The sequence below is a fragment of the Burkholderia sp. AU45251 genome, from assembly GCF_030482905.1.
Taxonomy (GTDB): domain Bacteria; phylum Pseudomonadota; class Gammaproteobacteria; order Burkholderiales; family Burkholderiaceae; genus Burkholderia; species Burkholderia aenigmatica.
Genome location: NZ_JAUJQH010000044.1, coordinates 24,430 through 37,229 on the forward strand (window position 1 = coordinate 24,430; position 12,800 = coordinate 37,229).

The 12,800-nt window shown below is 67.5% G+C and carries 13 protein-coding genes; all 13 read left to right on the forward strand.

What is annotated here, in order from left to right; translation table 11 throughout:
* The first annotated feature begins 218 nt into the window (after window positions 1-218).
* The 13 genes from QZM67_RS38315 to QZM67_RS38375 are packed head-to-tail and all read left to right on the forward strand — an operon-like array spanning window position 219 to window position 12,506.
* Window positions 219-2,216 (forward strand): conjugal transfer protein TraG, encoded by a 1,998-nt coding sequence (locus QZM67_RS38315; protein ID WP_137884698.1) that lies wholly within the window; start codon window positions 219-221, stop codon window positions 2,214-2,216.
* Window positions 2,213-2,677, forward strand: coding sequence for a ribbon-helix-helix protein, CopG family (locus tag QZM67_RS38320; RefSeq protein ID WP_137884697.1), 465 nt, complete (start codon window positions 2,213-2,215; stop codon window positions 2,675-2,677). Before QZM67_RS38315 ends, QZM67_RS38320 begins: the two co-directional genes overlap by 4 nt.
* A complete protein-coding gene (gene trbB, locus QZM67_RS38325; protein ID WP_023114193.1) occupies window positions 2,674-3,726 on the forward strand; it encodes a P-type conjugative transfer ATPase TrbB in 1,053 nt (350 codons plus the stop codon). The genes QZM67_RS38320 and trbB overlap by 4 nt, the downstream gene beginning before the upstream one ends.
* Window positions 3,723-4,106 (forward strand): TrbC/VirB2 family protein, encoded by a 384-nt coding sequence (locus QZM67_RS38330; RefSeq protein ID WP_023114194.1) that lies wholly within the window; start codon window positions 3,723-3,725, stop codon window positions 4,104-4,106. Before trbB ends, QZM67_RS38330 begins: the two co-directional genes overlap by 4 nt.
* The gene (locus QZM67_RS38335) at window positions 4,103-4,375 is read left to right on the forward strand and encodes a VirB3 family type IV secretion system protein (RefSeq protein WP_023114195.1); all 273 of its coding nucleotides are present in this window, start codon (window positions 4,103-4,105) and stop codon (window positions 4,373-4,375) included. The genes QZM67_RS38330 and QZM67_RS38335 overlap by 4 nt, the downstream gene beginning before the upstream one ends.
* 15 nt (window positions 4,376-4,390) lie before the next feature.
* Window positions 4,391-6,844, forward strand: a complete 2,454-nt coding sequence (gene trbE / locus QZM67_RS38340) for a conjugal transfer protein TrbE (RefSeq protein WP_137884696.1) — start codon at window positions 4,391-4,393, stop codon at window positions 6,842-6,844.
* Window positions 6,841-7,566, forward strand: a complete 726-nt coding sequence (gene trbJ, locus QZM67_RS38345) for a P-type conjugative transfer protein TrbJ (RefSeq protein WP_017677040.1) — start codon at window positions 6,841-6,843, stop codon at window positions 7,564-7,566. The genes trbE and trbJ overlap by 4 nt, the downstream gene beginning before the upstream one ends.
* 12 nt (window positions 7,567-7,578) lie before the next feature.
* A complete protein-coding gene (locus tag QZM67_RS38350; RefSeq protein WP_137884695.1) occupies window positions 7,579-7,899 on the forward strand; it encodes a hypothetical protein in 321 nt (106 codons plus the stop codon).
* Window positions 7,896-9,281, forward strand: a complete 1,386-nt coding sequence (trbL, locus tag QZM67_RS38355; protein ID WP_034011154.1) for a P-type conjugative transfer protein TrbL — start codon at window positions 7,896-7,898, stop codon at window positions 9,279-9,281. Before QZM67_RS38350 ends, trbL begins: the two co-directional genes overlap by 4 nt.
* 12 nt (window positions 9,282-9,293) lie before the next feature.
* The gene (trbF, locus tag QZM67_RS38360; RefSeq protein WP_033990737.1) at window positions 9,294-9,998 is read left to right on the forward strand and encodes a conjugal transfer protein TrbF; all 705 of its coding nucleotides are present in this window, start codon (window positions 9,294-9,296) and stop codon (window positions 9,996-9,998) included.
* Window positions 9,995-10,987: a P-type conjugative transfer protein TrbG gene (trbG, locus tag QZM67_RS38365; RefSeq protein ID WP_033990735.1), complete on the forward strand. Its 993-nt coding sequence runs from the start codon at window positions 9,995-9,997 to the stop codon at window positions 10,985-10,987. The genes trbF and trbG overlap by 4 nt, the downstream gene beginning before the upstream one ends.
* A 2-nt stretch (window positions 10,988-10,989) precedes the next feature.
* Window positions 10,990-12,264, forward strand: a complete 1,275-nt coding sequence (locus QZM67_RS38370) for a TrbI/VirB10 family protein (RefSeq protein ID WP_033990734.1) — start codon at window positions 10,990-10,992, stop codon at window positions 12,262-12,264.
* Window positions 12,261-12,506 (forward strand): DUF2274 domain-containing protein, encoded by a 246-nt coding sequence (locus tag QZM67_RS38375; RefSeq protein ID WP_033990732.1) that lies wholly within the window; start codon window positions 12,261-12,263, stop codon window positions 12,504-12,506. The genes QZM67_RS38370 and QZM67_RS38375 overlap by 4 nt, the downstream gene beginning before the upstream one ends.
* Window positions 12,507-12,800 lie beyond the last annotated feature (294 nt).

A 12,800-nucleotide genomic window follows, 5' to 3' on the forward strand; every position in this document is an offset into this window, starting at 1 on the left:
ACAAAATCCGCTTTTCTTTGCCGACACGCCGCAGCGCGCCCGCGCTGGCGGCGTTTTTGTCGTGTTCGCCCCCGCTTGAAACGATGCTTTTTGCATCACCTTGGTTCCGATAACGGTCTTTGACCGGCACTGGCCCGGCACCGATCCTCGCATGACAGGCACGCCCAAGTGCCGCTTTTTCATGGGGAATCAGCGCAGGAGAAGTCGGAGGCCAGGTCATGCAAGGGACGAACGTACTGTTCGGGCAGATCGCCGTCGTATTCGGCATCGTGATCGCCGGTGTGTGGAGCGCCACACAATGGACAGCCGCCGCCCTGGGCTACCAACTACGCCTTGGCTCGCCCTGGTTCGACTTCTTCGGCACGCCGGTCTATCACCCCTGGAAACTGTTCGAGTGGTGGTTCTTCTTCGGCGCTTATGCGCCGGAGGTCTTCGACATCGGCGGCGCCATCGCTGGCGGCAGCGGTCTTGTCGCCGTGCTGGTCGCCATCGGCATGTCCATCTGGCGCTCGCGCCAGGCGCGCCGGGTTACGACTTACGGCTCGGCCCGCTGGGCCGATGCCCGTGACATCCACAAGGCGGGACTGACCCGGCCCGTCGGTGTCTTTCTCGGCCAGCATGAACGGCAGTACCTGCGCCACGAAGGCCCGGAGCACGTTCTGGCCTTCGCACCCACGCGCTCGGGCAAAGGGGTCGGGCTGGTCGTGCCGACCTTGTTGAGCTGGCCCGCATCGGCCGTCATCCACGACATCAAGGGCGAGAACTGGCAGATCACCGCCGGCTGGCGCTCGCGCTTCTCGCACTGCCTGCTGTTCAACCCGACCGATGCGCAGTCGGCCGGCTACAACCCGCTGCTGGAAGTGCGGCGCGGCGCGCATGAGGTGCGCGACGTGCAGAACATCGCCGACATTCTGGTCGATCCCGAAGGTGCGCTGGAGAAGCGCAACCATTGGGAGAAGACCAGCCACGCACTGCTAGTCGGCGCCATCCTGCATGTGCTCTATGCGGGCGAGGACAAGACGCTGCGCGGCGTCGCCAATTGTCTGTCCGACCCGGCGTGCCCGTTCGAGCTGACCCTGCACCGGATGATGACGACGAAGCACCTGGGCGATGCGCCGCATCCCGTCGTCGCCTCCGCTGCGCGCGAAGTGCTCAACAAGGCGGACAACGAGCGCTCTGGCGTGCTCTCCACCGCCATGTCCTTCCTCGGCCTGTACCGCGACCCGACGGTGGCCGAAGTCACCTCGCGCTGCGACTGGCGCATCGCCGATCTCATCGCCGCCGAGCATCCTGTGTCGCTGTATCTGGTGGTGCCGCCTTCGGACATCAGCCGCACCAAGCCGCTGATTCGGTTGATCCTCAATCAGATCGGGCGGCGGCTGACCGAATCGCTCGACGGTTCCGACGGCATCGAGCGCCGCCACAAGTTGCTGTTGATGCTCGACGAGTTCCCAGCGCTGGGCCGGCTCGACTTCTTCGAGACGGCGCTTGCCTTCATGGCCGGCTACGGCATCCGCAGCTTCCTGATCGCGCAGTCGCTCAACCAGATCGACAAAGCCTACGGCCAGAACCATTCGATTCTGGACAACTGCCATGTGCGGGTGACGTTCGCCACCAACGACGAACGCACCGCCAAGCGCATCTCCGAGACGCTGGGCACCGCCACCGAGCTGCGCGCGCAGCGCAACTACGCCGGCCACCGGCTCGCGCCGTGGCTCGGGCACCTGATGGTGTCGCGCCAGGAGACGGCGCGGCCGCTGTTGACCCCTGGCGAAGTGATGCAGCTACCGCCCGACGAGGCGGTGGTGATGGTGTCCAGCGTGGCGCCGATCAAGGCCAGGAAGCTGCGCTACTACCTCGACACCAATTTCCAGCAGCGCGTGTTGCCGGCGCCCGTGCTCGCGGTCGGGCGCTACGCCGATGCGCCGCCGGCTCGCGCCGACGACTGGACCGAGTTGGCGATTCCGGCCGTGCCCGCCGCATCGGCTGCCGCATCCGCCGATGGCCTGGGCGGCACCGATGACGGCGGCCCGCGCCGCCAGCCCGAACTGTCCGAGGCCGTCGCCTACAGCCCCGAGCCTGAACACCCGGCCAGCGACTTGTCGCTGCTCGATGACGACGACCTGCCGCCGGTTCTTCCCGGCCAGCTCGACCCCGCCATGCAGCGCGTGGCGCGGCTGGCTTCCCTCAATCCCGATGACGGAATCCAGCTATGAGCCGATACCGCCTGAACCTCTTTATCCATCCCGAGCACGCCAAGCGCCTGGACGAGCTGGCCGCCAAGAAAGGCGTCTCGAAGTCCAGCATCGTCGCGGCGGCGCTGGCGTCCTGGCTGTCGCCGGACGCGGCCGACCAGCGCGAGGCGGCCATTGCCAAGCGGCTTGATCGCCTGTCGCGCCAAGCCGAGCGCATGGAGCGCGACCAGAACATCGCCATCGAAACGCTGGCGCTGTTCATCCGCTACTACCTCACGGTCAGCACGCCAGTTCCCGAGGCGCACCAAGACGCCGCCCGCGCCCAGGGCAAGGCGCGTTTCGAGCAGTTCACCGAGCAGCTTGGTCGCCACCTGCTGCGGGGCCGGAGCTTGGTGCGCGACGTGGTGGAGGAACTGCATCCCGATCCGATGCGGATGGAAGACGCGGCGGCAGCCGCGCAAGCGCAGGAGCGTGCGTCATGAGCGCCGTTCCGCAGTCCATGAGTGCCACGTCGCTCGACCGCCGCATCCAGATGCTGCGCACGGCGATGGGGCCACTGATCGCCGCTGCGCTCGAAGACCCGGACGTGGTGGAGGTGATGCTGAATCCCGATCGCACCCTTTGGGTAGATCGGCTTTCCAGCGGGCGCGCGCCGATGGGCGTGGAACTGCCCGAGGCGGACGGCGAGCGAATCATCCGCCTGGTCGCCGCCCACGTCGGCGCGGAAGTCCATCGCGGCCAGCCGCTGCTGTCCGCCGAGTTGCCCGAAACCGGCGAACGCTTCGAGGGCATCTTGCCTCCGGCAGCGCCGGGGCCGGCCTTCGCGCTGCGCAAACGCGCCATCGGCGTGATTCCGCTGGAGCGGTACGTCATCGACGGGATGATGACCAGCGCGCAGGCGGGCTTTCTCGTTCGCGCCGTGCGCGAGCGGCAGAACGTCCTGATCGCCGGCGCCACCAGCAGCGGTAAGACCACACTCGCCAATGCGCTGCTGGCCGAGATTGCCGCCACAGGCGACCGCGTGCTGGTGCTCGAAGACACGGTGGAGCTGCAATGCGCGGCCCGCGACCACGTTCCCCTGCGCACGCGCGCAGGCGTGGTGTCGATGACCGAACTGGTGCGCTCGTCCATGCGCCTGCGCCCTGATCGCGTCGTCGTCGGCGAGGTGCGCGGTGCCGAGGCGCTGGATCTCATCAAGGTGTGGGGCACGGGCCACCCCGGCGGCATCGCCACGATCCATGCCGGCTCCGCGCTCGGCGCGCTGCTGCGCCTGGAGCAACTGATTCTCGAAGTGGCGGTGAATCCGCCCCGTGCGCTGATCGCCGAGGCGGTCAACGTGGTGATCCACATCGCCGGGCGCGGGCGCAAACGCCGCATCGAGAACATCGCCCGCGTCGTCGGCTTCGACGGCGTGGGCTACCAACTGGCGGATGCACTGGAAACGCCGTTTCCCGAGCTGCCGCCACTTCCCGATGCCGCACCCGCTGCGGCGACTTCCCCATCCCCTGACTCACTTGGAGAACTGCCATGACGCAGATGACCATTCCTGCTTTCCGTATTTCTGCAAATCCGGCTTTGCGTCTTGCGCGGCTGCGCTGCCTGGCCCGCCCTGCGGGGCAAGGGCTGCTGCTGGCCGCGCTACTGCTGTTCCTGGCCGGAACCGCGCAGGCCGCCGGTTCCTCGATGCCGTGGGAAGGCCCGCTGCAATCCATCCTCGAATCCATCCAGGGGCCGGTGGCGCGCATCGTCGCGGTCATCATCATCATCGCCACGGGCCTCGCGCTCGCCTTCGGCGACACGTCCGGCGGCTTCCGCAAGCTGATCCAGATCGTCTTCGGTCTGTCCATCGCCTTCGCAGCTTCGAGCTTCTTCCTGTCGTTCTTCAGCTTCTCCGGCGGGGCCGTCGTATGAGTGCCCCGGACACCTTCGCGGACGGCTTCGAGGTGCCGCTGCATCGCTCGCTGACCGAGCCGATTCTGCTTGGCGGTGCGCCGCGCACCGTTGCGATCGCCAACGGCACGCTGGCCGCCGCTGTCGGCCTGGGCCTGCAACTGTGGATTCCGGGCGTGGTGCTCTGGGTTGTCGGCCATTCGCTGGCGGTATGGGGCGCGCGCGTCGATCCGCAGTTCATGCAGGTCTTCGCCCGGCACATCAAGCACCGCCCGCTGCTGGACGTGTGAGGGGAGGACGCCGCGATGCTGAACCTCGCCGAATACCGCCAGCGCCCGGCCTTGCTTGCCGACTGGCTGCCCTGGGCCGGGCTGGTCGCACCGGGCGTCGTCTTGAACAAGGACGGCAGTTTCCAGCGCACGGCCCGGTTTCGCGGGCCTGACCTCGACAGCGCGACGCAAGGCGAGCTAATCGCCACGTCGGCGCGGTTGAACAACGCGCTGCGTCGCATGGGATCGGGCTGGGCGCTGTTCATCGAGGCCGAGCGCCGCGCCGCCGCCGACTATCCGCGCTCGGAGTTTCCCGAGCCGCTTTCGTGGCTGGTGGAGGAAGAACGCCGGGCCGCCTTCGAGGAATCGGGCAATCACTTCGAGAGCGGCTATCACCTGACGCTGCTTTACCTGCCGCCGGAAGAATCCCGCGCCCGTGCAGCCAAGATGCTCTACGAGAACACGCCGACGACCGGCGTGGACTGGCGCGAGCGGCTGCAAGCCTTCGTCGCGGAAACGGATCGCGTCTTTGACCTGCTCGACGGCGTGATGCCGGAGATCGCCTGGCTCGATGACAGCCAGACGCTGACCTACCTGCACGCGACCATCTCGACGCGGCGCTATCGCGTGGGCGTGCCCGAAGTGCCGTTCCACATCGACGCGCTGCTGACCGACTCGCCGCTGGTCGGTGGCCTGGCGCCCATGCTGGGCAACCAGCACCTGCGCGTGGTGTCGGTGCGAGGTTTCCCGACCTCGACCTGGCCGGGGATTCTGGATGACCTCAACCGCCTTGGCTTTGCGTACCGCTGGAGCACGCGCTTTCTCTGCCTCGACAAAGCCGAGGCGGAGAAAGAACTTTCCCGCCTGCGCCGCCAGTGGTTCGCCAAGCGCAAGAACGTCATCGCGCTGCTGCGCGAAACGATCTTCCAGCAGGAAAGCCCGCTGGTCGATACCGACGCCAACAACAAGGCCGCCGATGCGGACGCTGCCTTGCAGGAGTTGGGCAGCGATCAAGTCGCCTTCGGCTACCTGACGGCGACCGTCACCGTCATGGACGAGGACGCCGCCGTGGCGGACGAGAAGCTGCGCATGGTGGAGCGCGTCATCCAGGGCCGGGGCTTCGTGACCATTCCCGAAGCGCTCAACGCCGTGGATGCGTGGCTGTCGTCCATTCCGGGCAACGCCTACGCCAACGTGCGCCAGCCCATCGTCTCGACGCTGAATCTTGCGCACCTGATGCCGGTGTCGGCGGTGTGGGCAGGGCCGGAGAAGAACGACCACCTCGACGGCCCGCCGCTGATCGTCACGCGCACCGAGGGCGCGACGCCGTTCCGGCTGGTGACGCACATCGGCGATGTGGGGCATACGCTGGTGGCTGGCCCGACCGGCATGGGCAAGTCGGTTCTGCTCGCCACGCTGGCGATGCAGTTCCGCCGCTATCGCGGTTCGCGCATCTTCGCCTTCGACATGGGCCGCTCGATGCGGGCCACGATCCTGGGCCTGGGCGGCGAGCACTACGACCTGGGCACGGATGGCGAAATCGCCTTCCAGCCACTGGCACGCATCGACCGCGAGGGCTACCGCACCTGGGCCGCCGAATGGATCGAAGGCCGCTTGCTGCACGAAGGCGTGGCGGTCGGCCCCGACGAGAAGGCGGCTATCTGGTCGGCGCTGGGAAGTCTCGCCGGGGCGCCGGTGGAGCAGCGCACGATGACGGGGCTTTCCGTGCTGTTGCAATCGAACACGCTGCGGCAGGCGCTGTCGCCTTATGTGCTCGGCGGTGCCCACGGCAAGCTGCTGGACGCCGACCACGACCGGCTGGGCACGGCCGACGTGCAGTGCTTCGAGATGGAGGAGCTGATGCACAGCAAGGCCGCCGTCATGGCCGTGCTGCATTACCTCTTTGCGCGTTTTGATGAACGCTTCGACGGGGCGCCCACGCTGCTGATCCTCGACGAAGCATGGCTGTTCCTCGATGACCCGGTGTTTGCCGCGCGTATCCGCCAGTGGCTCAAGACACTGCGCAAGAAGAACGTCAGCGTCATATTCGCCACGCAGAGCCTTGCCGACATCAAGGATTCGAGCATCGCACCCGCGATCATCGAAAGCTGCGCGAGTCGGATTTTCTTGCCCAACCCGCAGGCGACCGAGCCGCAGATTCGCACGATCTACGAGGGCTTCGGCCTCAACAGGCGGCAGATCGAAATCGTCGCCACCGCGCAGCCCAAGCGCGACTACTACTACCAATCCCGCCTCGGCAACCGCCTGTTCGACCTCGACCTGGGGCCGGCGGCGCTGGCCTTCGCGGGCGCTTCCACGCCGCAAGACCAGCGCGACATAGACCGCGTGCTGCTGGACGCCGGCGTGCCCGGTTTCGCGGGTGCCTGGCTTCGCCACCGCGGCCTCGATTGGGCGGCCGACCTGCTGCCCTCGTTCCCCGGCCTCGCGCCGGGTTCCCTCGCTGACCAACCCCTGGAGAACCTGCCATGAAAAAGCGTCTTATTGCCGCCGCCATCGCGGCCATGCTTTGCACCGCCACCGCCCATGCGCAATGGGTCGTGGTCGATCCCACGAACCTCGTGCAGAACACGCTGACCGCGATCCGCACGCTGGAGCAGATCAACAACCAAATCCAGCAGCTTCAGAACGAAGCGCAGATGCTGATGAACCAGGCGCGCAACCTCGCCAGCCTGCCGTCCAGCGTGGTGAACCAGTTGCGCGCCAATCTGGCGACCACCGAGCGGCTGATCGCCCAGGCCAGGGGCTTGGCCTACGACGTGACGAATCTGGATCGGGAGTTCGCGCGCCTGTATCCCGAGCAGTACGCCGCCACCGTCAGCGGCGACCAGATGTACCGCGACGCGCAGGAGCGTTGGCGGAACACGCTCAACGGCTTGCAGACCACCATGCAGATGCAGGCGCAGGTGTCGCAGAACCTGGGCGAAGACGAAAGCGTGCTGGCCGATCTTGTGGGCAAGAGCCAGTCGGCCGAAGGTGCGTTGCAGGCGATGCAGGCCATGAATCAATTGCTGGCCTTGCAGGCCAAGCAGTCGATCCAGTCGCAGCGACTCCAGATCACGCAAGACCGGGCGGCATCGCTGGAGCTGGCGCGGCAGGCGGCAGCCACGGAGCGCGCCCGCGAGGTGCGGCGGCGCTTCCTCGGCGACGGCACGCCGTACACGCCGCAGTCCGTGAACTTCTACGGCAACTGACGGGAGGCCGCCATGCGATGCGTCCTCGTCCTGTGTGTCGCGCTGCTGGCCGCTTGCGGCGAGCAGCCGGCCGACGACCTTGCCGATGCCTTGGCCGCCGATCCCGTGCGGCTGAAGGCATTGCGCGCGCAATGCGCGGCCGACCGGCAGGCCACGGGCGAGGACGCTTGCCGCGCCGCCGCCGAAGCCTTCCGGCGGCGTTTCTTCTCCGGCCAGGCCGGGCCGGATGAATACCAGACGCTGGCCGACCTGCCGCCGATCCCGCCGAGCTTCGAGGAGCCGGCCGATGGCATGGCGCCGGCCGATCCCGCCGAACCGGAGGACACGCCATGAATGACGTGACCATCATCGACCAGTTCCTCAACACCTTTGCCGCTTATATCGACTCGGGTTTCGGGCTGCTGCGGGGCGAAGTGGCGTTCCTCACGGCCACGCTGATCGTCATCGACATGACGATCGCCGGCCTGTATTGGGCCATGAGCCACGCCACCGGCCAGGGCGAGGACGTGATCGCCAAGCTGCTGCGCAAGGTGCTCTACGTCGGTGCCTTCGCCTACATCATCAATAACTTCAACTGGCTGGCCAGCATCGTGTTCCGCTCGTTTGCGGGATTGGGCATCACCGCCACCGGCTCGGCCATCACGATGGAGAACTTCTTGCAGCCGGGCCGGCTGGCGAAAACCGGCATCGACGCCGGGGCGCCGATTCTGGAGCAGATCGGCGAGATGGCGGGCTTTCCCGAAGTGTTCGTGAACCTCGACCCCATCGTGGTGATGTTCCTCGCGTGGCTGGTCGTGGTCTTGTGCTTCTTCGTGCTGGCGATCCAACTGTTCATCACGCTGATCGAGTTCAAGCTGACCACGCTCGCCGGATTCGTGCTGGTGCCATTCGCGCTCTGGAACAAGACCGCGTTCCTCGCCGAAAAGGTCTTGGGCAACGTGGTGGCCTCCGGCGTCAAGGTTCTGGTGCTGGCCGTGATCGTCGGTATCGGCTCGGGCTTGTTCGCTCAGTTCCAAGTCCATCCCGCCGAGCCGTCTATTGACCACGCGCTGGTCATCATGCTGGCCTCGCTCACCTTGCTGGCGCTCGGGATTTTCGGCCCTGGCATCGCCACGGGCCTCGTCTCCGGTGCGCCGCAGCTCGGCGCTGGCGCAATGGCCGGTGCTGCTGTCGGCGCTGCCGGCACGGCCGTCGCCATCGGCGCCGCCGCGACGGGCGTGGGTGGCGCCGTGGCTGCTGGTGCGCGCATGGCCCCGGCTGCCGCCAAGCTGGCCGGTAGCGGTGCGCGCGCCGCCACGTCGGCGGCCAGCAGTGCGAAGTCGGCGTTCCAGGCCGGTTCCGCCGCCGCTGGCGGCGGCGCAAAGGGCGCGATGGCGGGCCTGGGCAACGTCGCCAAGACCGGCGCGCAGGCAGCCGGGCGAGGTGCTGCATCCCGCGCTTCCGCTGCCGGGCAACGCATGGCCGCTCCCTTCCGCGCTGGCTGGAATGGCGCTGCTGCCGATGGCGGCGCGGGTGCGGCATCCGGTCAGGGTGCCGCAGGCGAGGCCGCATCCGGCGCCGCTACGGCGCAGACACAGGAACAGCCCGCTTGGGCCAAGCGCCTGCATCGCCGCCAGCAACTCACCCACGCCGCGACCACCACCGCCCACGCGCTGCGCGGTGGCGATGGCGGCGGCTCCGGCCAGGGGCCGAGCCTGCGCGATTCCGATTCATAAGGAGAACTGACCATGCGATTCAAGAAACCGCAGGTGCGCTACGCCGACACGCCGCAGCCTGCCACGCCGTACCAAGCTGCCGGCCAGGTGTGGGACAAGCGCATCGGCTCGCCGCGCGTCCAGGCGAAGAACTGGCGCCTGATGGCCTTCGGCTGCCTGACGCTTGCACTGCTGATGGCCGGCGGCTTGGTGTGGCGCTCGGCGCAATCCATCGTGACGCCCTACGTCGTGGAGGTGGACAACACGGGCCAGGTACGCGCCGTGGGCGAAGCCGCCACGCCATACCGGCCCAACGATGCGCAGACCGCGCACCACATCGCGCGCTTCGTGACGCTGGTGCGCTCGCTGTCCATCGACCCCATCGTCGTCCGCCAGAACTGGCTGGACGCCTACGACTACACGACCGACAAGGGCGCGGCCGTGCTCAACGACTACGCACGGGTCAACGACCCGTTCGCGCGCATCGGCAAGGAGTCGGTGACGGTGCAGATCACCAGCGTCGTGCGCGCCAGCGACACGTCTTTCAACGTGCGCTGGACGGAACGCCGCTACGTCAACGGCGCCGCGGCGGGCTTGGAGCGGTGGACGGCCGTGGTGTCCATCGTGCTCCAGCCGCCGCGCACCGAAGAACGCCTGCGCAAGAACCCCCTGGGCATCTACGTCAACGGCCTGTCGTGGAGCCGCGAACTGGATTCTTCCGAAGGAGCCAAGCCATGAATGATCTTTTCCGTAAATCCGCCTTGCCGGTGATCTTGCTTGCCCTGGCGGGCTGCGCCACGCAGGGCAAGCCACCGCCGACCATCTCGCTCGATGAGCCGGTGCAGGCCCAGCCGCTGCCCGAACCGCCCGCGCCGGTGGAGGTGGTGGCCGTGCCCGAGGTGCTGCCGATGCCGGCGCAGTTGAAGCCATTGCCCGAAGCCGAGGACGCCAAGCCCACGCCGGAGCCGGCCGACGAGACGGTGCGCGTCTCGCGCGCCAATGCCGAGGCCCGCGTCGCGCCCACGCGCGAGGGCTACGTCAACGCGATTCAGGTGTGGCCCTTCACCGATGGCGCGCTGTATCAGGTCTATGCGGCCGTGGGCCGCGTGACCGTCGTTTCGCTCCAGCCGGGCGAGGAACTGGTGACGGTGGCCGCCGGCGATACCGTGCGCTGGATCGTGGGCGACACGTCCAGCGGCAGCGGTGCCGATCTGCGCGTGAACGTGCTGGTCAAGCCGATTCGCTCGGGCCTCAAGACCAATCTCGTCATCACCACCAGCCGCAGGACGTACCTGCTGGAGCTGGCTTCGACGGAAAAGACGTGGATGGCATCGGTGTCCTGGGAGTACCCGCGCGACCGGATGCTGGCCTTGCAGCGCCAGGCACAGGCCGCTAGCGCCGCTGCGCCGGTGGACTCCGGCTTGTCGCTGGAGAACCTGCGCTTCCGCTACGCGATCAGCGGCAGCAATCCGCCGTGGAAGCCGTTGCGCGCCTTCGACGACGGGCAGAAGGTCTATATCCAGTTCCCCGCCGGCATCGCGCAAGGCGAGCTGCCGCCGCTTTTTGTCATCGGTGCGCAGGGCGATGGGCAACTGGTGAACTACCGCTTCCGCTCGCCGTACTACATCGTGGATCGGCTGTTCGGCGCGGCCGAACTGCGCTTGGGCGGTGACAAGGGCGACGTGGTGCGAATCGAGCGCACGGACGGCGTGGCGCGGAGGGACTGACCATGAGCCAGGACGACACCCCCGACCTCGACACGCCACAGGCGGGCAAGGTCGCGCCCGAGTCGGTGACGCTGCGCGCCCAGCCGCGTCCGGTCACGCGCCTGAACCGGCGCACGCTGGCCGTCCTTGTCGGCGGCCTGTCGGTCGCCGTGCTCGGGGCCACGATCTGGTCGCTGCAACCGCAGCGGCGCAGCGCAGGCGAACAGACCGAGCTATACAACGTCGATCGCGTCTCGAAGTCCGAAGGGCTGGACGGTCTGCCGGCCGACTACTCGAAGCTGCCGCCGAAGGTGCCCGAGCTGGGGCCGCCGCTGCCGGGCGACCTCGGCCCTGCCATCGTGAACTCGCAGCAGCCGGCCGTGGCCGCTTACGCGGCCCCCGGCCACGACCCCAACGATGCCTTGCGCAAAGAGGCGGAAGCCGCTGCGGCTTCGTCGGTGTTCTTCCGCTCGGGCGGCCAAGGCCAAGCCGCCGCGACCGTGGCGCAGGCGACACCGGGTGCGCCTGGTGGTGCAAGCGCGCTCGCGGCCTTCGACCCACTCGCGGCCGGGCCGGCATCGGTGGCGACGCAGCCTGCCGACCCGACCGCCGTACAGAACCGGCAAGACCAGAAAGAGGCGTTCCTGAAAGCCGGCTCTACGGAAACCCGCAATTCCGGCAATCTGGCGCTGCCGGCGTCGCCCTATCAGGTGATGGCCGGAACCGTGATCGCGGGCGCGCTGGTGACTGGCATGAAGTCGGACTTGCCGGGCGACGTGATCGCCACTGTCACGGAGCCGGTCTATGACACGGCCACGGGCAAGTTCCTGCTGATCCCGCAGGGCTCGCGCATCCTGGGCAAGTACAACAGCCAGGTCAGCTATGGGCAGAGCCGCGTGCAGATAGTGTGGAACCGGGTCATCCTGCCGGATACCTCATCGCTGACGCTCGACAACCTTGTGGGCACCGATTCAGCGGGCTACGCCGGCCTGGAGGACGACGTGGACTGGCATTGGAAGCGCATCGTCTCGGGCGCGGTGCTGACGACGCTGCTGGGCGTAGGCGCCGAGCTGGCCGCGCCGGAGAATCGCCAGGATGGCAACCGCATCGTGATCGCCGGGCGCGATAGCGCGCAAGACAGCATCAACCAGGTCGGCCAGGAGATCACCCGCCGCAACATGAACATCCAGCCGACACTGACGGCGCGGCCAGGGTTGCCGGTGCGGATCATCGTCAACCGGGATCTGGTGCTGCGGCCGTACCAGCCCCTGTTCTTTAACCGGGGAGCTTCGCAATGACCACGACCAAGAAGCTGCGGCTCGGGCCTCTGCCCAAGACCGAGAGTGTCAAGCTGACCTTCGCCTGCCCGGCAAGCCTGAAAGCCGACCTCGACCGCTACGCCTCGCTGCACGCGCAGGCGTATGGCGAGGCGGTCGATGCAGAGAAATTGATCCCGCACATGCTGGAGGCGTTCATGGCGGGGGATCGGGGATTCAGGAAGGGCACGGCGACCCGGAGCGCGCCATCGAAGCCGACATGATGGCGTCACATACCAACGGCATCCATCGAACGCGCAGCCACCGGCTGCGCGTTCTTCATTCTGGATGCCGCCAAGCCTCTTGGGCTATGATGACGCGACAGGCCCGCCGTTCCTCGGCAATCCAGCACGACACGGTGCGATGCGGCTTTCTCTCCCGACGCTCTTATGTGGCTCCTAGCCGACGAAGCCGCGGTTCTGCAAAGCGGCCCCGAAAAGAGCTAACCTACTGTCCCATATACGGTTTCAAGCCCTGCGTGATTTGCGCGAAAGACTTGACACCGGCACTTTTTTGTT